Raw genomic sequence first — 24,187 nt, forward strand, 5'->3', positions numbered from 1 at the left:
CGGTTTGTGTGTTTCAGCCACTTCAAAATTCCAGCACAGCACACCAAAAATTCCCCCGGAATTGTCCGGGGGTTTGCACACTCCTTGAGCGATGATGGGTGGAAGGTTGGGTTGAAGCCATCCGGTCTTGTGTGGAGAGGGATTGGCCAGTCGTCAGGATCAGTACATCTGGTTCAGGGCGCTGATGTCACCGGCATCCAGAGACACACGCTGTCCGATGGCACTGGTGGACACCCCGTTTTTGGGAACGATGGTGTTCAAACCGTTCACGCTGAAAGCTTTGGAGCCGTAGTGCATCACGCTGTTGTAGTTGTAGCTGCCGTAGTCTTTGTACTCTTTGCCGCAGGCTTTGTTGAAGTTGTGGGCATAGCCGTCTTTGATGTTGGCCCACACGATGGTCACGTAGTTGTCCCGGTCACAACGGCTCTGTTCGTGCAGCAAGCCTGCAGCGTGACCCATCTCGTGCTGAACCACCCCTTTGCTGAAACACCCGAGTTGCAGTTGCTGCACGCCACCTTTGCGTCCGATGCTGCTGCTTCCACAGGCATTGGGATCGGTTTCTTTGGTGAAGAGCACCCGATCACCCGCACTGGTGGAGTAGTACCACTTCACATCTGACACACGGCTGTTCCAGTCCAGAATGGCATCCAGAATCTTGCTGCGCTGGTCACTGGTCAGGCTGGCATCGTAGGAGTAGTAAATTTTGCCTCCGGCCCAGCGGTTGTCGGTGTAGCTCCAGCAGGTGATGAACTCAAAAGAGCAGTACTTGGTGATGCCCACGCCTTCTTTGTCCACCTGCTGGGTTTTCAGGTAAGCCTCGTATTTGTTGACCAGTTCAGGCAGTTCTGCACTGTAGGCCACGATGATGTCATCGGTTTTGATCACACCAGCCTGCTCGGTGTAATGGAAGGTCTCGCCGTTGCTGAAGGTCAGGGATTTGACTTCTTCGGTTTTGGGTTGCACAGGGGTGGTTCCGCAAGATGCGAGGACGAGGCTGCCGAGGATTGCTGCTGCGAAGAGGTTTTTGCTGTTCATGGTGGACTCCTTTGTGAATGCTGTGGGTTTCATCCAACGGAAACACTTGAGGGAAGTTGTTGTTTCATTGGAGGCCTCTGGATCTGAGGTCTGTCCCGTTTGATGATCAAAGGATAGAAAACCCCCCCTGAAGCAGCCATGAACAAACCATGAACGCCAGAGTCCACCGTTCAGAAGCGTTCATTTGATGTTCCAGACGGCAAAAATTCAAAAGAAAGCCTTTTGGACCTGTAACAGAAATGTCCGTGGTCACTTCAGAATGTTCATGGATCCACTATCCTGAAGACAAATGCACCTGCGGACCCTAGGTCAACTTCAGATCACCGGCGTCAAGTTCCACCGTGAGAAACCCCTCCTGCTGGTGGCTTACCTTGCCATCGAAGGCAAAAAACCCAGGCGTCACCTTGCAGAACTGTTCTGGCCCGAGGCCAGCGACCCCATGAACTCTCTGGCGGTGGCCCTCACCAAACTGAGAAAGCTCGGGGTGATTTATGCCAACGAACAGGAAGCGGGCACCGAAGTCCAGTGCGATGCCCAAAACCTGCTGAAATCCATCCAGAACCATGACCTCACCGACCTGAAAAACCTCTATCCGGGCGCATTCATGGAAGGGGCCACCCTGACAGATCTGGGTGAAGAGCTGGAAGAGTGGGTGTTCTCGACCAGAGAGCGCATTGCTCTGGCCGTCCGCAGTGCCTATCTGGATTGTGCGGAACAGGACAGCAGCAAAGGCAACCTGAAAGAAGCTGCACGCTGGGCTGAACTGGCTTACAAACCTGCTGGGGCTCCACCTCCAGAAGTGCAGGACCTGATGCGACTGCACCGTTTGCTGGTGGCAGGGCAACACCCTCTGGCCTCCAAGGTGGCAGAGGAAGCTGCAGACTATGGGGTGCAACTTCAAACGGTGGGTGGGATGCGGGAAAACTGCATCAAACAGGCCATCCAGTTTCTGGATCAGGGACTTCCCCAAAAGGTGCTCGAGGTGCTCAAAGACCTCCCTGCAGATGAAGAAATCACCCTCCTGAGAACCAAAGCTCTGGAACGCAGCGGCAATTACCGTGAAGCCATGCGGATGTTCAACACCCTGCCAGAGAACCCGGAGCATCTGGGGCTCAAAAGCGCACTGTACTGGAGGCTCGGGCAACCTGAAAAAGCAAAAGCAGCAGCGGAAGAAGCCTTGCTGATGGGAGGGGAAAGCAGAGCAGAAGCCCTGAACACCCTGGGACACCTAGCCAGTTCCGCAGGAGATTATGCAACTGCGGAAAAATACTTCAGGCGTTCTTCCGCACTCTGGTCCACTTTGCCTGACCGGGACCGTTGGATCGGTGCATTGAACAATCTGGCCGTGTCTTTGGTGTTACAAGGTCAAGACGTTTCCATTGCTTTCACAGAAGTATTGGCTGCTGCACACGGAAACTCTCGCCAATATGCACGGGTTCTGATGAATTATGGATGGGCACATGAGAGTACAGGCAACTTCACTGAAGCCATCAAAAACTTTACTGAATCGGCTCATTTGGCTGCTGAAATTGGCAGTTTAAATACAGCACTTAGAGCTTGGAATAACCTTGGCAAGGTCTATCACGAGCAACACGACAGACAAAAAGCAAAATTTGCTTATGAGCAAGCACTCAGTTTTGCGCGCAAAGCAGGAGAAGTCCTTTCTGCGGCCTTCGTTCTTGCAAACATTTCAGAATTGGAAGACAGTCCAGTGGCTCTGGAAGAAGCCATCTTGCTGCTGGAACAGGCAGGTCACACCGAGTGGGCCAACGACTACAGGGAGACCCTGAAAGCGTTCATGGAGCGTTCAGGGGCCACAAGCGACAATCAATCATGAAGGACGGTAGATGGAACATGAAACACGGATGGCTGATTCTGGGACTGTTCATGGCAAGCTGTGGAGCACAGCAAGCCCCTCAACAACAGGCTCCCGAAAACATCAAAGCAATTGAATCACAAGCAACCTATCCCATGACCCTTTCTTCCCCTTGGGCTGGACAAAATGAAAGCATCACTGCATCTCTGGGGGTCAAAACACCCCTGACAGGCAGCGCATATACCCTTTTCACCCACAAACTGAATCCCAGTCTGCAAAAGACCACCTACAGTGCCTTTGTGGGTTCTGGAAAAGTCAGAATCACTGTTCCCAGAGACCTTCCGGGGGGTGAATGGAATGTCTCGGTGTATTACAACGGCAACTTTTATGTCTCTGGTCTGAACGTGGCAGGCAGCGACACCATCGGGCAATACATGATGGTCTTGCCCGGTTTCCTGAGTCAGGCCACCATTCTGGAAAGGTTGACCAAACTGGGTTACACCGCAGTGCAAATCATCAATCTGGAACAGCAAGGGGCAGACCTGGGTGCAGGCAGCCTGTGCTCTGGAACCGTGGTGGTGGTCAAGACTGGACGTGCGCCCGGTGAAAGCGTTGGAACCCTGAACAAAAACTTTCCAGAAGCTGAAGGACATGTGGATCCCAAAACCTTACCTGATGTAGATGCCTACGCGCCTCACATCGTAGCCATCAATGCCCCTGCAGCTTATGCCAGAGGCCTGAATGGCGAAGGCATCGAGGTGGCTGTGCTGGACACGGGGGTCAATCCCAGTCCTGAACTGAAAATGCTGCCCGGAAGGGATTTTGTGGCTTCAGACGACAAACCTCTGGATGAATTCATTGGGACAGGTAGCGCAAATGGACACGGAACTCAGGTGGCAATGCTGGCAGCAAGCCAGACTCAGGGGGTGGCAACAGGTGCAACAATTCGAGCTGTTCGGGTCTGCGATGCCAATGGCATCTGCGACATGGAGAAGGTGTTCATCGGGACGTGCTGGGCGCTCAAGAATGCTGTGGATCGCAATCGACTGGTCCTGAACCTCAGTCTGGGCAGCGAAACCCCAGTGGCCCTGTTTGCCAAACTGTTTGCAGAGGCCAACAGTTATGGGGCTCTGGTGGCTGTGGCAGGTGGAAATCAAGGCCAGAAGGGGAACATCCCTCAATACCCTGCTGGATTTGCACCCAGAGTGCCCGGTATGGCTTCCGTGGCTGGAGTGAATGGAGATTACCCTGCTCTGGATTCCACCAAAGCCAGTTACAACAGCATTGCTGCACCTTTCAGCTTCCGTTTGCTGAACCTGCAGGGCAGTTGGGCCAGTTACACGGGCACATCTTTCTCCACCCCTCTGGTGGCAGGTGCGATGGCCCTCTGGCGCAAACAGAATCCCACCTGGTCTCCAGCAGAGATTGTCAAGGATATGAAGGCCAGAGCGCGGGTGCCCCAAGGGTGGACTGCTGGGTATGGTTCGGGCATTCTGGACATGAGCGTGGCCCCTTAAAAAACCCCTGCACACAAAAAGGCCTCCAAATGGAGGCCTTTTGATCTTTTGGAAGACTCAACCGATCTGTTTGATGATGCATTCTGGCTGCTTGGTTGTGCAAGCTGCAACTTGTTCATTTCCAGCTTGGAAAGAAGCAAAAGCGAGAGCAGAAACACCCAGAGCAGCAACGGCCAGCACGATTTTTTTAAGGTTTTTCATGATATATATTCCCCTTTCTTTGAGAACACAATCAGTATATTCAGGGAAAATTCAGGAAAAAATAAGGGAATTCCCCAAATTTTCACCGGGGTATATCCGAATCTCCATCTCAGCATGTTGAGGGATGGACAAACAATCCACATCCGCCATTTTCCGGTTGACTCTTGGCAGCCAAGCCCCTACAGTAAAACATGATGTTGACCGCTCTTTCCATCCAAGGCAGGCAAAGACCTTCGCGTTTTTTTGCTGTCCTGAGCGGTCCGTAGCCTGAAACCAAAGCTACCGCCGCTCGCATTTTCATGGTGCGAGCGGCTTTTTCATGTGAGGAGAACCATGCTGCAAGAAGCCAGAGCACAGATTCAGGAGGCAGGAAGCTTAGAAGCCCTGCAAACCGTGAAAACCCATTATCTGGGCAAAAACGGTGAAGTCACCAAGCAACTCAAAAGCCTCGGGAGCCTGAGCCCTGAGGAGCGCAAAGTCAAAGGTCAGGAAATCAACCTCCTCAAGCAGGAAATTGACGCCCTGATCTCTGCCCGAGAAACAGAACTCAAAGAGGCAGCCCTGCAAGCCAAACTGGCCTCTGAAGCCATTGATGTGACTTTGCCTGCCCTTGCCATGCCCTCTGGAGGGCTGCACATCATTACTCGCATTCTGGATGACCTCTCGGACATTTTCACCCGCATGGGCTACAACGTGGTGGAAGGCAACGAGGTGGAAGATGACGCCTACAACTTCCAGCACCTCAACATCCCGTGGTACCACCCGGCCCGTGACCTCTGGGACACCTTCTGGCTGAAAGATGGACGCCTCCTGCGCACCCACACCAGCCCCATGCAAATCCGTTACATGCTGGAACACACCGCACCTCTGAAAATCGTGGTGCCCGGCAAAGTGTACCGTTACGAGGCCACCGATGCCACCCACGAAAGCATGTTCCACCAGCTTGAAGGTCTGGTGGTGGGCGACAACATCTCCATGGCCGACCTGAAAGGCACCATCGCAGAACTGGCCAGAGGTCTGTTTGGTCCCAAAGCCAAAGTGCGCTTCCAGCCCAGCTTCTACCCGTTCGTGGAGCCCGGAGCAGATTTCGCCGTGTGGTGGGAGAACCCCAGAGGCGAAAGCAAATGGCTGGAACTGGGTGGATGCGGCATGGTGCACCCCAATGTCTTCAAAGCCGTGGATGACCTGCGTGAACAGCGTGGCCTGCCCCGCATCTATGAAGGCAAAACCGGCTTCGCTTTCGGGCTCGGTCCAGAGCGCATTGCCATGCTGAAGTACGGCATGCCCGACATCCGTTACTTCTATGCCAATGACCTGCGGGTGCTCGGTCAATTCAAAGGAGAGTTGCAATAAAACCCATGAAGAAGACCGTCATGACCTTGCTGGCTTCCTTTGCTCTGGGAGGTCTTCCGGTCCACGCTGAAAGTGTGGCGCTGGTGTACCACCGTGTGGGGGCCTCCAACGGCATGACGCTCGGGGTGGAGGCCCAGAGCCTGCGTGAACACATTTTGCGCCTGAAAGACAGCGGACACAGCTTCGCGGTGGCATCACAGGCACAAAATTGTGCAGACACCTGTGTGCTGGTCACGTTCGATGATGGTTATCGGGACGTGTACGAGCAGGCCTTTCCGGTTTTGAAGGAACTCGGGGTGCCTGCCACCTTCTTTGTGATCACCAGCAAAATCGGCACTGAAGGGTTTGTGACCTGGGCTGAGCTGAAAGAAATGCAGGCTGCAGGATGGGAAATCCAGTCCCACACCGCCAATCATGCCCGCCTGATTGATCTGACCCCAGAGGACCTGAAGGCAGAGCTGCAAAAAAGCCAGCAGGCCATTCAGGAGAACCTCGGAACGGAAGCCAAGTGCGTGGCCTACCCGTTCGGGGTGCATGACCAGAGGGTGCGCAATGTGGTCTCGGAAACGTACACCTGCGGTTTTGGCATGTGGATGGGCCTGAACGGAGACACCACCGATCCTTTCGCCTTGCACCGCCCCTTCATCAGCCCATGGGATGGCACCTCTTTTCTGAACTTCAAAGCCAGCACCGGAATGGACCATACGCTCTCCATCCTCTTGCTTCCTTTGCTGGACTGGCAACTGGGCACGCCCAATCCTGTGCGCAATTCCAGCATCAACCCCTTTCCTTACACCCTGTTCGGAGACATCGAATACAGCCTGAGTGCTTCCTGGGGGCAGCGCGAACACACCCTCAGGTACCGCAAGAACGATTTCAGCGCCCAGTTGAACCTGCAAAGGGGCAACCAGAGCAACCATGAATTCACAGTGGCGTACCACTTGGAGCCTGTGTCTGTTGGGGTTGGATATGGCAACGGTGGCGTCCTGCTGGGAGGAAGCCTCAACCTCTGGAACAGGGGCGAAACCTACGGCTATTACCAGCCCCAATCTGGACAGTATGGTTTCGGTGCAGAAGTGCTGCCCATCTCTTACCTGAGGGTGAGAGGCAGCTATGGCAATCTGGACGGCCTGAATGCAGGTGCAGAATACGCCCTGCCTCTGGTGGAATCGGAAGGTCGGCCTTACCGCCTGAATCTGGATTACGACCACCAGAAATGGCTGGCTGGCGGAAGCGCTTATTTTGGCAGCTTCAAACTGAAAGTCTCCAGCGACTTTCAGACCACCGTCAAACTCAAATTCTCTGCGCTCTGGTGAGCGCACCTCAAGAAAGGTTTTAAGCCATGAAAATCCCTTACAGCTGGCTGAAAGAACTGCTTCCCAATGTTCCCAGCGCCCATGAACTGGAACCCCTTCTGGCCCAACTGGGCCTGCCCGTCGAAGAAATCGTGGATGTGCCTGCCCCTCCTGCTGGAGTGGTGTACGGCGAGGTCCTGACCTGTGAGCCCATGGAAGGCACCCAGCTTCACAAACTCACCGTGAATGTCGGAGAGGAGCAAACCATTGTGACCGGCGCACCCAACGCCAGAGCAGGGGTGGGTGTGGCGGTGGTCACCCCCGGAACCACCCTTGGGGATGTGACCTACGGCATTCGCAAGATGCAGGGCATTGATTCATGGGGCATGTGTGCCAGTGCCAAAGAACTGGGCATCGGTGAAGGGGCCAGCGGTTTGCTTTTGCTGCCTCTGGGCACCGCCCGACCCGGCGTGGAACTGAAAGACCTCTGGTCTGCCGATGAGGTGCTGGATGTGGAGGTCACCCCCAACCGCGCAGACGCCCTGAGCGTGCTGGGTGTGGCCCGCGATCTGGCCGCCTACCTGAACCTTGAACTGGTGCCTCCTTCCAGAGGACTGGAACCTCAGGGTGCCGGAGAGGTCAAACTGACAGTTTCTCAGGAAAAAACCGTCTTGCACAAAGATCCAGAGAACAAACCCCGTCCGGGTTGCAACCATTTCGTGGCCCGCACCGTGTCAGGTGCCCAGAACGGTCCCAGCCCCCTGTGGTTGCAGCGTCGCCTGATGCTGGCCGGAATGCGCCCGATCAATGCCATTGTGGACATCAGCAACGTGGTGATGCTGGAACTCGGGCAACCCACCGCGTTCTATGATGCACGCGACCTGCCCGGCAAAGAGATCGTGGTGAATTACTCTGGCAACGAAACCGCCAAGGCCCTTGATGGTGCAGACCACGAACTGGTCGAAGGTCAGGATGCCGTGATCCGCAACGGTCAGGGACAGGTCATTGGAATTGCCGGAATCATGGGTGGACATCTGGGCCGTGTGCAGGATGACACACAGGATGTGGTCATCGAATCTGCCCACTTCGATCCCGTGCGCCTGCGCCGCACTTCCACCCGTCTGGGCCTCAAGACCGACGCCGTGTACCGCTACGAGCGTGGTGTGGACCCTGCCCTCCCCCTCTGGGCCGCCAACCGCATTGTGGAACTGCTGCGCGATGTCACCGGAGCCACCGTGCATGAAGGGGCAACCGTGGTGGACCACCGCCAGCCCATTCAGGACATCCTGCTGGATGCCGATTACGCCCGCAGGCTGCTGGGCCTGAACATCGACAACAGCACCATGCAAGAGGTGCTGGAGAAACTCGGGGCCAAAGTGACCCTTGAGGACAACACCTTGCGCGTGACCCCTCCAAGCTGGCGCATTGACATGCTGATCCCTGAGGACATCATCGAGGAAATTGCCCGCATTTACGGCTACGACAAGCTGAACGAGACCCTTCCCAGCATTCAGGTCAATGAGGACAACATTGGAGCAGACCGGGAAAGCCGCCTGCGCCGGGAAGTGAAACAGGTGTTCTCTGGACTGGGCTTCCAGGAGGTGGTGACTTACACCTTCACCAATGCAGAGGAAGCAAAAGCTGCGAAGGCCCCCGAGCCTGTGGTGGAACTGCGCAATCCGCTGACCTCAGACCGCACCCACATGCGCACAGCCCTGTACCCCAGCCTGCTGAAAGTGGCACAGACCAACAAAGACGAACCCCGCCTCCTGATCTTCGAAGTGGGCCACATCTTCCCCAAAGAAGGGGAAACCGAACGTCTGGGTGCCCTGATGCGCGGTCCTCTGGCCACCGGAAACTGGCAGAAAGGCATTCAGAGCGACTTCTACACCTTCAAAGCCCTGCTGGAAAGTGCAGCCCACGCTTTAGGGACAGATGTGCGCCTGAAAGCGGTGAAAGGAAACGCCCCCGAGTACCTGCATCCCGGCATCGTCGGAGAGGTGGTCTGGAACGGCCAGAGCATCGGGCACATCGGACAGGTGCATCCTGCGGTGGCTTTCAATCTGGGCCTCAAAGCCGACCTGTACCTGCTGGACCTGCAAATGCCCCTGCCAGGCCGCGAATGGTCCTTCCATGATGTGAACCGCAACCCTGCCGCCCTGCGTGACCTTGCAGTGATTGCCCCCAAATCGGTCAGTTACGCCGAAGTGGAGGACCTGATTCACGCCCACGGAGGCAGCCTGCTGGAGAAAGTGGAGGTGTTCGATGTGTACTCTGGTGCCCCCATCCCCGAGGGCCAGCGCAGCATTGCTGTGCGCCTGACCTACCGTGGAAGCCGCACCCTGCAGGACACCGAAGTGAACACCGACCTGCAAAACCTGATTGGAAGCCTCAAAACCGCCGGGCTGGGCATCCGCGAGCAGTAAGGCAAGTGGACAGTTCACAGTAAACAGCAGGAAAACACCTGAAGGCATCTGATCTTCGAATCAGAGGGGGAAGGTGAATTCCCCCTCTGATTCTTTTTTGCTCGTCTGAAACACCCATTGCTCTTGCCCCATCTTGCTGTGAACTGTCTACTGTCAACTGTTCACTTCCCAGAGATGCAACTCCCCTCAGTGCTCTGGTCCAGCGCTTTAAGCCATTTTTCTTATCCAAAACCCTTGACCAGAGCCAAGAGTTGATATAGAATCCCTAATGCGCCTCGAGGCGTAGCGCAGGCCGGTAGCGCACTTGGTTTGGGACCAAGGGGTCGCTGGTTCGAATCCAGTCGCCTCGACCAACGGAAGAGCGTAAGTCGGCAGCAGTTGCCTTGCGCTCAGGAATGCGGGATTGGTGTAGTGGTAGCACAGCAGCCTTCCAAGCTTCTGGCACCAGTTCGAATCTGGTATCCCGCTCCAAAAGAGAATCGCGCCGGAAACGGCGCGAATCTTCTTAAAAGCAAGCGCTCTTAGCTCAGCTGGATAGAGCAACCGCCTTCTAAGCGGTCGGTCGTAGGTTCGAGTCCTACAGAGCGCGCCAAAAGCACCCCGGAGAAACCCTCAGGTTCTCTGGGGTTTTTGCTTATTTCCCTGTGCTTTTTCCTGCGCTATTCTCCAGATGTGTCTTTTGGTCTCATCCCTTACCCTTGGGCATGAGAATGCATCCCATTGTTGAAAAACTCAAGGCTGGCCAGGAGGTCACCTTCAAACCGAAAGGCAACAGCATTGTCCCTCTGATCCGCTCTGGTGAAGAGGTCACGCTTGAACCTTTGACCGATCAGCATGTGCTCAAAGAACGAATGGTGGTTTACGTGCAAGTGGCAGGAAATGTGTATTTGCACCTGATCGGTGCCATCGAACAAAGCAGGTACCAGATCCGCAACAACCGTGGCCGAGTGAATGGTTGGGTGACCCGAGAACACATTTATGGTGTCCTGAAGAAGCAAGGGAGGACCTGAGATGCACAAAAGAAATCCGTCATACTTCAGCTTGTTTAATGGAAAAGTCCTGAGAAGCAGGGACGAATGGGCCCGAGCGCGACACTCGGGTCTTTTTTTGGCCTTTCTGCGGCAAAATCAGCAATCTGTCAGTATGTGACTTCAGTTGCGTTTTAGCTGGCTTTCATTTTGTTAATATAACTTTACATAGGAGGATCCGAAGTTGACCCTGTCACCCAATACCCCCCCAACCAAAGAAGCCTTGAGGCGGACCTGGATCAGCATCAAAAGACGCCCTGCTCTGATCGGGAGTGGCATCCTTGTGGGTGCTGTGGGTGGATGGGCGATCCATCCCCTGATCGGGAATGCGATTCTGGGCGCAGGTCTGGGCTTTTTGTTCTCTTTGATGCTGATTGTGGCTCTGCGTTTTCCCAAGCATTATCAGCGTGCCCTTCGAGGCGAATGACATTCACAAATCCACTCCCCCAAGGAATCAGGCTGGCCCAAAAGCCAGCCTTCGTTTTTTTTCCGTTTGCCAGAGCCCTGTTTTCAAAGTTCAAGAAGCAGAAGCGACTCTGGGTTTGACCGTCTGGGGCAAGCGGGCATTCAGCACAAATCCATCTGGAGTGAACTGGATTTGCAAAGGCAATCGAAGCTCGCACAGCCCGGAGGGGGTGGCAAACTGGGCCACCAGCACATGCATTTCACGGTTGCGTTCCAAGGTGGTGACCAGATCTTCAAAATCTGCGTCTTCACGCTCCAGTTGGGTGTGGCGCTCAAAATGGTAAATGGTGGCAGACTCCAGAGGGGCGATCACCTGAGCAGGCACATTCACCATGTGGATGCGGCTTCCACTTTCGTTGGCCAGACCAAGTTGCACCAGCATGATGGCACCCTGCCCCAGATTGAAAGCCTGAAGGGTGGGGGTTTGCAGCAGTTTGTTGGGTTTCTTTTCAGCAATGGCGGTCAAGACCACCTGTCCACCGTGGGCAAGCATGTACGACTCGGGCATGGGATCCTCCTGTGAGGCCTGAGATGGGAACGTCTTGCAACCTGCCTGCAGACAGATTGCCTCTGTTTTGATTCAAACATTTTCAGTCTCACAGTTTTCTTATGGGGTGTCTGTAAGGGAGATCCTTTATTCACTGTCTGGTACAGGATGGAGGCTTTACAGGGGGTCGCGGGCCTCAAAGACGATGCTCTGGAAACTGATGTCTCCTCCTGCCGGTTGCCCAAGCGAATTGACCGGCACAATGCTGACGATGATCCGTTGTTTGCGCAGGGTCAGGTACAGGGCATCGAGTGGCACCTCAAGGGTCACACCAAAAACATGGTTTTTGTGGAGGTGCACCAGTGAACTTCTGGACCGCACCGACCCGATGGACCCGAGGTAGCTGCTGGACGCAATGGCCTGTTGCAGGGTGGAGGGGGTGACACCCTGGCTGATGTCTCCTCCGCCAAGTTCCAGAGCAGGGTTGTCTGCGGCGTTCAAGAAAACAAAGGCCTGCGCGCTGTCATCCGGGGCAATCTGGATGCCCTGAATCTTGAGGAAGTATTTTTTGGGGCTGGGATTTTTGATTTTGGTGTACTTCAGGGGCACCTTGTAGGTGTTCCCGTTGGGTTTGAGGGGAATGCCATTCTTGCCCGAGACCACCACAGCACTTTCGATGTCCAGTTTGGGCGCAGTGAGCGGGGGTTTTTTTGGAGGAAGGCTGGTTTGCAATGAGGCGTAGGTGTAACCGAGGTTGCGGGTGTCCAGCACATCGGAAACCTGAATGCTGACCCAGCGTGCATTCTCGTCGTAGAACAGGAAACCCTGACCCTGCCAGAAATCGTCGGTGGGGTTTTCGCGTCCGGGCTGGAAGTTTTTCCACATGTCCCAGAAGCGGTCGATGTTGCCGTGGTGGGCAAAGAAAATGGGATCTCTGGCAGCGGTGGACAGGTCTCCCATGTCTGCACCACACAGGGGCTGGTAAGCTGGGTTGAACTTGCCCTGTGCATCCACCCCGAGCCCCACAAAGTTGTGGATGCGGTCGTGCTGGGTGGCTTCCAGTTGACCCTGATTTCGGGGATTTCCGGTGTTGGGCACTCCACCAAAAGTTTCAAAGCTGCTCTGGGACAGCACCCTGTAGGTCAGGTAAGGGTTGCTGCACGTGAAAGGCATCTGCTGAATCGGGCTGGCCCCACGGAAAGGGTCATTCAGGGAATTGCTGCTCAGGTTGCCTTGCGTGTAAATGGGAGGCATGGCCTGACGGGAGGGGGTCATGCCAAAACGGTCCCAGTCCCAGTAAGGCAAACGGAAAGTGGGATCGTCAATCAGTTGCCCGAGCATGCGTTCGTGGAAGTACAGGTAAGCCCGGTGCCATGGCAGGAAAAACCAGCCGAAGTGGATTTCTGGCCCAGAGAGGGCGTCGGTTCCCCCTCCGCAATACCAGCAGTGCACGGCAGATTGCTGGAGCCATCCTCTGGGGTCTTGAGGGTTGCTCTGGGTGAGGTCACGCATGGCCTGATAGGCTGCGCGGAAACGGTCCACTTCTCTGGGGGTCAGGTCAAAGGCACTTTTTCTGGGATAGGTGGGTCCGGTGGGTGGGGTGAATGGCACCGGAGGGCCAGAGGGTGCAGGAGGACTGCAATTCATGGGGTTGTCACTGGGCACATCGGTGTCCGAGCATTGCTGCATGTCCTGAGCGAAACTTTTCATCAGGCCAGAGAGGGCAGTTCCAGTGCCCACCATGCCCATCAATCTGAGCAGGTGGCGGCGTCTTGGGTCCATGGGGTGAGACAAGGTGGAGCTCCTTTCATGGGGTTCTCATGGAATGCTGTTGGATGCCTCAGTGTAGAAGATGCGACACCCAAAAATCTGGGCAAACTTGTGTCCATCGGTGTTTTTTCGTATTGAAGCTTCAGGGAAAACCTGCAGTTTTGAACTCTGGTGAATCCTCTTGCAAAACACAAGCCGTTCGAGGTCTCCGATTCCCGTTAAGCTGAGGAGGTGACGCGATTTACCTCCAGCCGGGTTTCCGGAATGCCCGAAAGTGTTTTTCTGCAGATGGACGCCGCCAAAAAAGAAGCCCGTTCAAAAGGTTTGCCCCTGATTGACCTGAGCATCGGAGCTTCCGACCTGCCTCCTCCACAGGTGGCTTTGCAAGCCCTGTCGGATGCGGTCTGGGACCCCTCCACCTACGGTTACTGCCTGAGAAGCGGATTCACCCCTTTTCTGGAAGCCGTTTCAGACTGGCACCAGAGGCGCATGGGCCTTGCTCTGGACCCGCACAGTCACCTGTTGCCATTGATCGGTTCTCAGGAGGGATTCGGACACCTGCTCTTGGCGGTGACCAACCCCGGCGACCTGATCCTTTTGCCTGACCCCGGTTACCCGAGCTATCTGGGGGCCGTGTCGATTGCTGGGCTGGACACCCATCTGGTCCCATTGCTGGAAGAACAGGGCTTTCTGCCTGACCTGCAAAGCCTGCCTGAAGATGTGGCCTCCAGAGCCAAAGTGCTGGTGCTGTCTTACCCCAACAACCCGACCGCTGGGGTCGCCACACCAGAGTTCATGCAGCAAGCTGTGAACTTCTGCTTGCAGCACGACATCCTGCTCATTCACGATTTTCCTTATGTGGACATGGTCTTTGGAGCATACGAAGCCCCGAGCGTCCTGAATGCCAGAGGTGCACTGGACTGTGCCGTAGAGCTGTACAGCATCTCCAAAAGCTTTCACATGGGAGGCTTCCGACTGGGCTGGGCAGCCGGAAATCCAGAGGCGATTGCTGCTCTGGAAAAACTGAAAAGCGCCATTGATTTCAACCAGTATGTGGGCATCCAGCGTGCAGGCATGGCCGCTCTGGGGCTCCCCCGCGAACACACCCGTCAGGACGCCAGACGCCTGATGGAACGCCGGGACGCCCTGTGTCAGGCGTTGCAGGACACCGGATGGGACATCTCTGTTCCGCAAGCCAGCATGTACGTGTGGGCCAAAATTCCAGCCTCCATCCCCTCTTTCGAGTTTGCTCTGGGATTGGCCCGAGAGACAGGTGTGGCGGTTGCTCCTGGCCTCGCTTTTGGCACGAGGGGAGAAGGCCATGTGCGGTTCGCTCTGGTCCGTGAACCCGAGGTGCTGCAAGAAGCTGCACACAAGATTTCGGCGTACCTGAAACAGCGGTCAGCGGTCAGCCATCAGCGGTCAGCGCAAAGATGACTGTGGTGCTCTGGCTTTTTGACTGCAAACCAAAGCACTTCCACTGAAATTTGATTTGACCCTGCTCCAGTGTTGTGGAGCAGGGTTTTTGGATGCTTTTCTGGATGTTCAGGCTTCTCTGGAAGGCAAGGTCAGGGATTTCCAACCGGGCTTCACTTCCAGACAGTAAGGCAGGCGTCCATCGTGGCCGTAAACCACCAGTGTTTCTTTGCGGGTCTGGCTTCCAGAGCGCAACACACGCACCTGATCCCCATCGCGTTCAATTTTGAGGGTGATCCAGCGTCCTCTGGAGGTGCCCTCTCCTTCATCTTCGTACAGGCGGTGCTGGCCTTCCTGCAAAACATTCACATGCCATTCAAGGGTTTCCCAGAGGGCCGTGGTGGTGAACTGCGCCACTTCGGTGAGGGGAACAATGCCGCCGGGTCGCAGGAAAATGGGAATGCAGTCCAGACCGCTGGACACCACTTCGTAAACACTGCCATAGGTGCGCGGGGTGTCCTTGTTGAGTTCCACCCAGCCAGAGGTCGGGAAATACACCGTGCGGTGGGTGTGGTAAGGCCGCATGATTGGGGCCACCAAAAGGTTCTCACCAGACAGGAACTGGTCGTAAAGGTGGGTGCCGTGCTCGGGGTAATGGAGGAGCATGGCCCGCATGGAAGGCAGGCCGTTTTCTTCGGCCTCTTTCATCAGGGTGTAAAGGTAAGGCAACAGTCGGTAACGGAATTCCACAGCCGCCTTGATGAACGGGAGGTGCTCTGGAAAATTCCACGGTTCTTTGTGGTCGGTGCCCATCGAACTGTGGTTGCGCATGAACGGATAAAAAGCCCCGAGCCATGTCCAGCGGGTCACCAGTTCACCACTGGAATTGCCCAGAAATCCACCGATGTCGCTGCCCACACACGGAATCCCAGAGAGCCCCAGAGACAGGAGCAATTGAAGGTTCATTTCCATGTGCTCCCAGTAAGCGCTGTTGTCTCCGGTCCACACCGTTGCGTACCGCTGGATTCCGGCATAACCCGCACGGGTCACAATGAAAGGCCGCTTGTGGGGTTCCAGCTTTTGCAGCCCCTCGAAGGTGGCCTGACACATGGTCAGACCGTACAGGTTGTGGGCTTCCAGATGGTGCAATTTTCCGTGCAAGGCATCGTCTGGCAGGGTTTTCCCATGCACCCGCTCCGGATCGTGTTCGCTGTGCACACATTCCGAACTGGGCTCGTTCATGTCGTTCCAGAAACCCGAGATTCCGGCATCCAGCATGATCTGGTGTTTGTCGCCCCACCACTCGCGCACCTCTGGCTGGATGAAGTCCGGAAAAACCGCTTTGCCCGGCCAGACCTGCCCGGTGAGCACATCTCCCCTGACCCCTTTCACCAGAAAGTTTTCTTTGATGGCCTCGTCGTACATGAAATAGCCTTCGGCCTCTTTGACCGCGGGATCCATGATGGTGATGATCTTCACCCCTTGCCGCTCGGCTTTGCAGGTCAGTTCAGAGGGGTTGGAGAACCGGAAAGGATTGAAGGTGAACACCTTGTAGGCGTCCATGTAATGGATGTCCAGATGCACACAATCCAGAGGAATCTGATGCCGACGGTAATGGTCAATGATGTTCAGCACTTCGTCCTGTGACTCGTAACTGTATCTGGACTGGTGTAAACCCATGGACCAGAGCGGCCTTGGGGGGATTTTTCCGGTCAGGTCGGTGTAGCGGTCCAGAATGTCTGCTGGGGTGTCTCCAAAAACAAAATACAAGTCCAGTTCGTTGCTCTGGGCGGTCCAGCAGAGGGTTTCAGGGTGGTCCTTGGCGATGTCCACCTCTGAGCGGGCGCTTTCGTCCAGAAAGAAGCCCCACACCCGCCCCTGATGCAAACCCATGAAAAAAGGAATGCTCTGGTAGAGGGGATCGGTGTCTGGATGGTGGGGGGCCACATCGGTGTTCCAGAAGGTGAATTTCAAACCCCTTTTGTTGAGCGGACCCACTTTTTCACCAAAACCCACGTAAGCTTCCCCATAAGGCGCATGGATCTGAACGGTGCTTTCCTTGCGGTTCACCGGCTCGTCCGGCTGAAAAATGCCCGAGACCCCACGCACTTCACACACCTGTTCGTTGCGCCAGAGGAAAGTGAGTTTCCCTTCTGGGGTGATCTTGAGTTCCATGTTTTCTGCGCTGAGGGTCCAGCCCTCATCGGCAATGTCAAAAGGCAACTGGCAGGGATTGAGGACAGCAAAGCTGCTTTTTTCAGGGAGGTGGTCCCCCTGAATGTAACCTCTGGGACGCACCCGATACCGCCACACACCCTCCAGAGGGCAGGTGATTTCTGCTCTGGCATGGATGCCGCTCAGGCAGGCTCTGGCTTTCTGGATGTCGATTTTTTGAAACATGATCGCCTCCATCAAAGGACTGCGACCCAATGTAAAGGCTCACGGGATGGGAGGCTGTAGCAAATCCCCCCTGTCTGCCAAATTGCAGTACCATGAAGCGTCATGACCCACTGGAACGCCCTTGTCCTCGGGGGAGGAGACCCCAACGACCCATTTGCCACCGCCCATCAGGCCCCTGTGAAACCCCTGATTCCCATCCACGGCAAAGCCATGGCGGTGTACGTGCTGGAAGCCCTCAAAAACTCTGGGCGCATCTCGCACATCGCTTACATTGGACCGACCACCCCAGAGGTGTCTGGCCTGATCGATCAGACCCTGCCCGATCAAGGCAGCCTGATCGGAAACCTCGAATTCGGGGTGAAAAACATGCCCGCAGGTGCTCGGGTTCTGGTGGTCACCGCCGACATTCCAATGCTGACCGGAGCAGAACTGCAAAGCCTGCTGGACAGCACCCCGGACAGCGGACTGGTCTACCCTATTGTCCGCAAAGAAGACTGCGAAAAAGCCTACCCCGGCGTGAAGCGCACCTATGCCCGCCTCAAAGACGGCACCTTCACCGGAGGCAACATCTTCATCCTGAAGCCCGAGATCGTCAGCACCTTTTTGCCCAAACTGAAAGCCATGCTGGCCAACCGCAAAAACCCCCTCAAACTGGCCGGATTGATTGGCTTTGGCACCCTCCTGAAACTCCTGACCGGGCAACTGGGCCTGAAAGGTCTGGAGCAAAAAGTGGGCGGATTGCTCGGGGTCACGGTCAGTGCCATGCCGACCCCCCATGCCAGTGTGGGCACCGATGTGGACAAAGATGGGGATCTGGAATTGGCGAAAAGGCAATTGAGCAAAAATCAGGGTTGAGTGAAACAGTTTGCCGAGGGCTGAGGGCCGAGGGCAACAAAAGCTTTGGCTTTTGCAATGAAGGGCGAGGCACGCCTCGCCCCTACGTTGGTGGTAACGGTTTTTCTGCCTTCTGCCTTCTGCCTTCTTCTTGACCCAATGCAGACAGGCCCGAGCCCCTGAGCACCCACCGTGTTACTTTGAAACATGTTGGACTTTCAGCAATTCACTTCCATTTTTGTCGCTGCACTGGCCCTCGCACTGATTCCCGGTCCTGACACCCTGCTGATTCTGGGGCGCAGCATGACCTCTGGCCGGACCATCGGCATGGCGACAGGTGCAGGGACCGTGCTGGGTCTGGTCGTTCACACCATCACCGCAGCACTTGGGCTTTCTGCAATTCTGATGACCTCCAGCGTGGCATTCAGTGTGGTCAAATTTCTGGGGGCTGCTTACCTGATTTACCTCGGGATTCAGGCACTCAGAAGCCCACCTCTGGACCTCGACCACCCCGAGCACAAACCGATCACTGCCTCACAGGCCCTGCTGCAAGGGATGCTCTCCAATGTGTTCAATCCCAAAGTGGCCCTGTTTTTCCTGTCCTTCCTACCTCAATTTGTGCGTCCAGAGCACCAGCAGGTCACGGTGCAATTCCTGCTCCTCGGTCTGGTGGTGATGGGCGTGGTGTTGATGTACAACGTGGGGTTGGCCTTGCTTTCAGGCACCGTCCGTGAATTCATGCGCAAACGTCCAGCTTTTCTGCGCTGGCAAAACCGCACCATGGCCGGGGTTTTCGTGGCCCTTGGCATCAAACTGGCCTTCACCTCACAAAACTGAAGCATTTGACAGAAGAACAAGAATGGGAGGATTCAAACGAATCCTCCCATTTCACGGATCTATGCAGCAAAGTCCCTCAGGTGTTGGTTCGCTGGGTGCGGGCAGGCACCAGAAACCGCACGGCATGGGGAATGACCCGAGCGGTCAGTGGGGTGGTGGCATCCAGCAATTCACCGTCGTACTGGATGGGAAGCGCAGGATCCGACTGGATGCGCACCGATTTGCAGGTGTAAATTTCCACACCCTCTGGGGCCGGAATGGTTTTCAGGCCCATGCGGGTCACGAAGGAGTCCATGATTTTCGGCACGATGGCCAGAGGGGTGTTTCCTTTGACCACAATCACGCTGAGCAGGCCATCTGCGGGATCGATGCCCGGAGCCAGCGGAATCCCGAAATTGACCATCCCAAAATTGGCCAGCAAGACGCTCATGCCTCTGGTGCGGACGGCCACCCCATCGAGTTCGAGCAGGATGTCGGCTTCGGTGGCCCGCAGGTTTTTGAACACCCCCATGAAATAGGCCAGCACCCCGAAGTTGGGTTTCAGGGTTTCGCTTTCGCGGATCATGTCGGCATCGAGGCCAGCTCCGGCCACCATGGTGAAACCAAAAGTCATGTCCTGCAAGTGGATTTCGGCAAGGTCACACGTGAGGGTTTCTTCTTGCATCACCACCTGCGCAAGTTCCCGCACATTGGGCACCAACCCGAGGTTCTGGGAAATCAGGTTGGCGGTGCCTGCCGGATACGCCAGAATGGGGGTGTCCAGTCCGATCATGGCGTGGGCCACGCTGCTGACGGTCCCATCCCCTCCGGCAGCAATCACAGCGTGGTAATTTGCAGCATCGTAAAGCAGGTCCTGCACACGCAAATTTCGGTGCAGATACCTCACAGTGATGCCGTAATCCTCTTCGTGCAAAAGGTGTAAAAAACCGTCCAGAGGGGTGGTGCCCTGTCCGGACCTTGGATTTCGAATGACCAGCAATTCTTTCAGCATGAAACAGTGTTTCCCTTTTGATTTTAACCTGAGTTCAGATTAGAGAGAAAAGCCCGAATTTACAAGGCAAGATCCAAAAATCAGGCCAGCACATGTGCACTGGCCCAATGCTGCATTTTCTGTTCCGTTTCTGTTCGGTCACTGAAGGTCTTGCAAAAAGCTTTGCAGCACCTTCACGTGGTCTTGCAATTCTTGCAGGTGAATGTGCTCATGGACGGTGTGGGCCAGCCTCGGGTTGCCCGGTCCAAAACCCACGGTGGGGATGCCCTGAGCGTGGGTGTAACGGCCATCGGTGGCAAAGTTCCAGATCCCGAAATCCGCATGAATCCGGGCGTGTTTTGCCAGATTCTGCACCAGAGGGTGCTCGGGTTCGATGTGGAAACCGGGGGTGTTCTTGAGGGTCCAGAGTTCACTGACCTCGTAATCCACTTTCAAACCTGCCGTGAGCGTTTTGAGGATCTGGCGCATCTCCTCGGGGGTGCTGGTGCTGCGCCAGTCGAGGACCAGACTGACCGTGTTGGAGGTGACGTTCTCCGAACCGCTGTCGCAGGTGACCTGTGTAGGGGCAAGGGTGTGCTCTCCCACGATGGGATGCACGGGAAGGTCGTACTGCCTCAGGCGACCCAGAAACTCGGCCATTTCGAACATCGGGTTCTGGTCATGCAGGCCAAAAGAAGCGTGGTGGGCTGCCCCTTTGAACACCAGCGTCACGTGGGCCACCCCACGGTGCCCGAGCATCACCTGATTGCTGCTGGGTTCTCCGACCACCGCTCCAGTGATGTTCAGGATTTCTCCATCTGGCAGGGTGAAAGGCAACCGCTCCACAAATTCGGCGATGCCTTTGCCTCCGGTTTCCTCTTCCACAAAAGCTGCCAGCACGATGTCCTTGCTGGGCCGTTTCCCCTGCTGGATCAGTCCGGCCAGAGCGTACACCTGTGCACTGAGGGGGCCTTTGATGTCCACGGTTCCACGGCCATGCAAGATGTCCTTTTCGAGGACAGCAGCATAAGGTGGATGCTCCCAGAGTGAAACATCCCCTTCATGGACATGGTCGAGGTGGGAAATCAGCAAGAGGGCCTCGCCACGCTTTTCGCCACGCACCACACCGATGGCGTTTCCGCTGGGGTCCAGAAAAGCATGGTCGAAACCCAACTGCCGCATCTCCTGCACCACACGCTGACCGATCTGCTGTTCTTCGGTGGTGTAAGAACGGATTTTCAGCAGGTCCTGCAGGAAATTCAGGCCATCAAACACGTTCCACCTTGCGTTTGTAGGCTTCCAGATCTGCACGCAGGCGCTCGGGGGTCAACTGGTCCTTCCAGACGCCCATCAGTTCTCTGGGCAGCTTGTAAGACACCGCAACGTGCACGCGGGTGGTGTTCTCGTCGATCTTCTGGAAAGTCAGGCTTCCAGCGTGATCCAGCATGCTGCCCGGTTTGGACCTCCAGCCGAAACGCTCCTGATGGTCATCGAAGACCATTTCGATTTCCCACTCGGCAAGCATGCCCAGAGGCACCTGACCTTTGAAGAAAATCCCCTCGCCACGGAATTCCACTTTGTCCAGGTGGGTCAAAATCTGGGGGAGGCTCGGGAAGTTGCGAAGCTGGATGTACACCTCAGACAGGGGTTTTTGCAGAACCACGCTGTCTTCAAGGTAGATGTCTCCAGAGGAGGTAACCCCCGGCAGGTCTTCTTGTTCACGCAGTCCATTGTAAATCAGGGCCCCGCCAAGCCCGGCCAGTGCCAGACCCCGTTTGCCTTTCTGTTGCAGGCCCACCACCGCCAGCAACGCTCCACCTGCCACTTTCAAAATGCGTCTTGTGTTCATGGCCCCATTTTAATCGGAAGTGCCAGAGCTTGTTTGCCTGACTTCCCACAGCCCGGTTCTCTGGTGTGAAATTGCAATCCGAGACACCAAAAGCAACCCCTCCTGCAACTTCTAACCTGCACTTCCCGTATACCTGTTGCAAGATGACTCTGGCTTTTCTGGTTTTTCTGGTGATCTGGATTGTGGGCGTGATTGGCACTTTCATTCCGGTGGTGCCCGCAACCCTGTTGATTTTCGTTGGCTCGGTGATTGCCACCATGATCGATGGCTTTCAATTCTCAGACTTCTGGTTCCTGCTCACCCTTGGAATCATCAGTGTGGGAATCGGCCTGATCGACAACATCACCGGCGCATGGGGCACCCGCAAATACGGTGGAAGCCCGAAAGCCGCCTGGGGCGCTTTCTGGGGCAGCATTGTGGGCATCTTCCTGCCAATGGGCCTGATTGTGGGACCTCTGGGTGGGGCTTTTCTGGTCGAGATGTACGTCGAGAAGAAACCCGTGGATCAGGCGCTCAAAAGCGCATGGGGCACTTTGATCGGACTGGTGACAGGCATTGCCGCCAAAGTGGTCTTGCACATCCTGATCGGCATTTACGAGCTTTACAGGCTCTGGGACCCGTCAAGGGCCATCTTTTAAAGGTTTGCCTTTCAAAACACCCTGCTGCACAGCAGGGTGTTTTGCTGTGCACATTTTGCTGTGAACAAAGCCACAACCTGAAGCAGAAATCCAGCCCTCCCTCAGGGACGGGTCAGACCCACATCAATTTGTTGTCCCAGAGAAGATTTCTTCAGCTTCAGCAGGGCACATGCCTTTTCACGCCGACCAAAAGGCCTCCACATGGTGCGGGTCTAGCATGAGAGGACAGGAGCGCCTTCAAGGCCCTCAAACATGCACACCAAAGGAGACAAGCCATGCCAAAATTCAGCAAAATCACCCTGATCACCCTGTGTTGTCTGATGACCCCTCTGTCTTTCGCTCAAGTGGACACCCCAGACACCTCAGAAGGAACCAGCACCAGCATGCCTGACAGCAGCACCAGCACAGGCAATGAAGATTTCAATTCTGGAAACTCTGGAACCACCAACGAAGACAACAACTCTGGCGCACCCACCACCGACGGAGGCAGCACCGACACCGGACCCGTCAGAAGCGACACCACCCCCCAGAGCCTCGGCAACACTGGTGAAGATGGCAGTGGAATGGGCAATACCGCAGGCACCACCGACTCGGGTCAGGCAGGCTCTGGCAGTGCAGGGGTGGGCAATGGACCGGACGACACCACCCAACTTGGTGGAGACCGCACCGCTGTTGCAGATGAAACCTACACCCGCGATGACGACAATGGTTTCCCCTGGGGCATTCTGGGCTTGCTGGGTCTGGCCGGTTTGCTGGGACACCGCAACCGTCCAAACGACCATGACCGTGGTCAGCGCACCACCGCACGCCACTGACCCTGAGCGTCCGATCCTTCGCACCATGAATCCAAAAGCAGAGGTGAAAGCCTCTGCTTTTTGAATGCATTTGACAGAAGAACAAAAACTGTCTCTCTGAAAAGGATTTCTGAATCCTGTGGATTCACTGATCAACGCAGCAGTCTGGATCGGGTCTGTCCAGAGCAAACAGCACCACATCGCTGAGCTGGCCCCTGTACACCTCATGCTCCTTCAGGATTCCCGTTTTGCGAAAACCCAGCTTCTTCATGAGGGCCAGAGAACGCACATTCGGCCTGTGGACCTCTGCACGGATCTGCCTGAGATTCATCTCCTGAAAGCCATGCTGGATCATCAAACGGCCTGCCTGTGTGCCCAGACCCTGACCCCAGAGGTCTCTGGCCCCAATGGCAATTCCAAAGCTTGCGGTTTGCAGGACCGGGTTGATGTGGGACAATTCCACAAAACCCACCAGTTGCCCCCCATGCATGATGCCCTGACGCACCATCACCGTAGAAGGGGTTTTGAGCAGGGCCATCCACCACACTTTGATTTTCTGGTGGGAAAGCCCCAGAGACCACCCATTGGACAGGCAAAACTCATCGTCCTGACTCCAGGCATAAATGGTGTCCAGATCTTCCAGGGTGAGGGGCCTGAGCCAGAGGGTCTCCATGCTTTTCAGTATGACCTGTGGGTGCTCTGGGGGTAGAGCAAAAAGCCCTCTGCCTGAACGCAGAGGGACCAAAACAAAAAATTCGGCTTTTCGCCGATTGATGTCTATCAGTATATGCCGGTATGCAATATTCGTCAAGCATATCCATGGGTCCCAACAGGGTAAGCACAAAGTCTGACTTTTGGCATGTCACTTGAAAAAGCGTTCAGCAATCAGCCCTCAGCTTTCAGCAAAAAGCTTTTGCAAACAGCAAAACAAAAAGCCACAAACGGAAAGTCTGAGTGGCTTTCCGTTCAAAAGGCAGCCAGAAAACTGTCCTGATTGCTGACGGCTGATCGCTGACGGCTGATGGCTCTTGGTGTTGGCATGGCCTGACCGTGACT

General features: G+C 55.6%; 21 protein-coding genes and 3 tRNA genes. 15 read left to right on the forward strand and 9 right to left on the reverse strand.

Annotated features, from left to right (window positions below):
* Positions 1-159 precede the first annotated feature (159 nt).
* Positions 160-1,035 (reverse strand): M12 family metallopeptidase, encoded by an 876-nt coding sequence (locus Q371_RS26015; RefSeq protein ID WP_051964792.1) that lies wholly within the window; start codon positions 1,033-1,035, stop codon positions 160-162.
* A 289-nt stretch (positions 1,036-1,324) separates the two neighbouring features.
* Between Q371_RS26015 and Q371_RS18760 the strand changes: the two genes are divergently transcribed.
* A complete protein-coding gene (locus Q371_RS18760; protein WP_034343290.1) occupies positions 1,325-2,872 on the forward strand; it encodes a tetratricopeptide repeat protein in 1,548 nt (515 codons plus the stop codon).
* A gap of 17 nt (positions 2,873-2,889) precedes the next feature.
* Positions 2,890-4,368, forward strand: coding sequence for a S8 family peptidase (locus Q371_RS26020; protein ID WP_051964794.1), 1,479 nt, complete (start codon positions 2,890-2,892; stop codon positions 4,366-4,368).
* 57 nt (positions 4,369-4,425) lie between these two features.
* On the opposite strand, the gene Q371_RS27230 is transcribed toward Q371_RS26020, so the two are convergent.
* Positions 4,426-4,569, reverse strand: a complete 144-nt coding sequence (locus Q371_RS27230; protein WP_157442820.1) for a hypothetical protein — start codon at positions 4,567-4,569, stop codon at positions 4,426-4,428.
* Positions 4,570-4,902: 333 nt separating this feature from the next.
* Between Q371_RS27230 and pheS the strand changes: the two genes are divergently transcribed.
* The 8 genes from pheS (at position 4,903) to Q371_RS18805 (ending at position 11,098) form a co-directional block, all read left to right on the forward strand.
* The gene (gene pheS / locus Q371_RS18770; RefSeq protein ID WP_034343292.1) at positions 4,903-5,922 is read left to right on the forward strand and encodes a phenylalanine--tRNA ligase subunit alpha; all 1,020 of its coding nucleotides are present in this window, start codon (positions 4,903-4,905) and stop codon (positions 5,920-5,922) included.
* 5 nt (positions 5,923-5,927) lie between these two features.
* On the forward strand, positions 5,928-7,238 hold the full coding sequence (locus tag Q371_RS26025) for a polysaccharide deacetylase family protein (RefSeq protein ID WP_084571532.1): 1,311 nt from the start codon (positions 5,928-5,930) through the stop codon (positions 7,236-7,238).
* Positions 7,239-7,264: 26 nt separating this feature from the next.
* The gene (gene pheT / locus Q371_RS18780; RefSeq protein ID WP_034343293.1) at positions 7,265-9,643 is read left to right on the forward strand and encodes a phenylalanine--tRNA ligase subunit beta; all 2,379 of its coding nucleotides are present in this window, start codon (positions 7,265-7,267) and stop codon (positions 9,641-9,643) included.
* A 276-nt stretch (positions 9,644-9,919) separates the two neighbouring features.
* Positions 9,920-9,996: transfer RNA gene (locus Q371_RS18785), tRNA-Pro, on the forward strand.
* Positions 9,997-10,040: 44 nt separating this feature from the next.
* Positions 10,041-10,114: transfer RNA gene (locus Q371_RS18790), tRNA-Gly, on the forward strand.
* A 44-nt stretch (positions 10,115-10,158) separates the two neighbouring features.
* Positions 10,159-10,235: transfer RNA gene (locus Q371_RS18795), tRNA-Arg, on the forward strand.
* A 118-nt stretch (positions 10,236-10,353) separates the two neighbouring features.
* Positions 10,354-10,653, forward strand: coding sequence for a hypothetical protein (locus Q371_RS18800; protein ID WP_051964797.1), 300 nt, complete (start codon positions 10,354-10,356; stop codon positions 10,651-10,653).
* Between the two features lie 202 nt (positions 10,654-10,855).
* Entirely contained in the window at positions 10,856-11,098 is a 243-nt protein-coding gene (locus Q371_RS18805) for a hypothetical protein (protein ID WP_034343296.1), read from the forward strand.
* Between the two features lie 90 nt (positions 11,099-11,188).
* Here Q371_RS18805 and Q371_RS18810 read toward each other — a convergent pair whose 3' ends face one another.
* Positions 11,189-11,644, reverse strand: a complete 456-nt coding sequence (locus Q371_RS18810) for a hypothetical protein (RefSeq protein ID WP_034343299.1) — start codon at positions 11,642-11,644, stop codon at positions 11,189-11,191.
* A 156-nt stretch (positions 11,645-11,800) separates the two neighbouring features.
* Positions 11,801-13,405, reverse strand: coding sequence for a tyrosinase family protein (locus tag Q371_RS18815; protein ID WP_034343302.1), 1,605 nt, complete (start codon positions 13,403-13,405; stop codon positions 11,801-11,803).
* A 219-nt stretch (positions 13,406-13,624) separates the two neighbouring features.
* On the opposite strand from Q371_RS18815, the gene Q371_RS18820 reads away from it, so the two are divergent.
* Entirely contained in the window at positions 13,625-14,830 is a 1,206-nt protein-coding gene (locus Q371_RS18820) for an aminotransferase class I/II-fold pyridoxal phosphate-dependent enzyme (protein ID WP_245618373.1), read from the forward strand.
* Between the two features lie 108 nt (positions 14,831-14,938).
* Here Q371_RS18820 and Q371_RS18825 read toward each other — a convergent pair whose 3' ends face one another.
* Positions 14,939-17,209 (reverse strand): glycoside hydrolase family 31 protein, encoded by a 2,271-nt coding sequence (locus tag Q371_RS18825; protein WP_051964799.1) that lies wholly within the window; start codon positions 17,207-17,209, stop codon positions 14,939-14,941.
* A gap of 102 nt (positions 17,210-17,311) precedes the next feature.
* Between Q371_RS18825 and Q371_RS18830 the strand changes: the two genes are divergently transcribed.
* Together Q371_RS18830 and Q371_RS18840 are read left to right on the forward strand one after the other, a co-directional pair.
* Positions 17,312-18,064: an NTP transferase domain-containing protein gene (locus tag Q371_RS18830; RefSeq protein WP_034343308.1), complete on the forward strand. Its 753-nt coding sequence runs from the start codon at positions 17,312-17,314 to the stop codon at positions 18,062-18,064.
* Positions 18,065-18,250: 186 nt separating this feature from the next.
* Entirely contained in the window at positions 18,251-18,880 is a 630-nt protein-coding gene (locus Q371_RS18840) for a LysE family translocator (protein WP_034343314.1), read from the forward strand.
* 76 nt (positions 18,881-18,956) lie between these two features.
* Here the strand turns inward: Q371_RS18840 and Q371_RS18845 are convergent, their stop codons facing one another.
* The 3 genes from Q371_RS18845 to Q371_RS18855 all read right to left on the reverse strand — a co-directional run bounded on the left by Q371_RS18845 (position 18,957) and on the right by Q371_RS18855 (position 21,699).
* Positions 18,957-19,871, reverse strand: coding sequence for a diacylglycerol/lipid kinase family protein (locus Q371_RS18845; protein ID WP_034343317.1), 915 nt, complete (start codon positions 19,869-19,871; stop codon positions 18,957-18,959).
* Between the two features lie 138 nt (positions 19,872-20,009).
* Positions 20,010-21,125, reverse strand: a complete 1,116-nt coding sequence (locus tag Q371_RS18850) for a M20 family metallopeptidase (RefSeq protein WP_051964801.1) — start codon at positions 21,123-21,125, stop codon at positions 20,010-20,012.
* Positions 21,118-21,699, reverse strand: coding sequence for an SRPBCC family protein (locus Q371_RS18855; RefSeq protein WP_034343320.1), 582 nt, complete (start codon positions 21,697-21,699; stop codon positions 21,118-21,120). Before Q371_RS18855 ends, Q371_RS18850 begins: the two co-directional genes overlap by 8 nt.
* Before the next feature lie 143 nt (positions 21,700-21,842).
* On the opposite strand from Q371_RS18855, the gene Q371_RS18860 reads away from it, so the two are divergent.
* A complete protein-coding gene (locus Q371_RS18860; RefSeq protein WP_034343323.1) occupies positions 21,843-22,337 on the forward strand; it encodes a DUF456 domain-containing protein in 495 nt (164 codons plus the stop codon).
* A gap of 275 nt (positions 22,338-22,612) precedes the next feature.
* Positions 22,613-23,152 (forward strand): hypothetical protein, encoded by a 540-nt coding sequence (locus Q371_RS18865; protein ID WP_034343326.1) that lies wholly within the window; start codon positions 22,613-22,615, stop codon positions 23,150-23,152.
* A 124-nt stretch (positions 23,153-23,276) separates the two neighbouring features.
* On the opposite strand, the gene Q371_RS18870 is transcribed toward Q371_RS18865, so the two are convergent.
* Entirely contained in the window at positions 23,277-23,804 is a 528-nt protein-coding gene (locus tag Q371_RS18870) for a GNAT family N-acetyltransferase (RefSeq protein WP_034343331.1), read from the reverse strand.
* Positions 23,805-24,187: the final 383 nt, after the last annotated feature.

This window comes from Deinococcus misasensis DSM 22328, assembly GCF_000745915.1.
GTDB classification, from domain to species: Bacteria; Deinococcota; Deinococci; order Deinococcales; family Deinococcaceae; genus Deinococcus_C; species Deinococcus_C misasensis.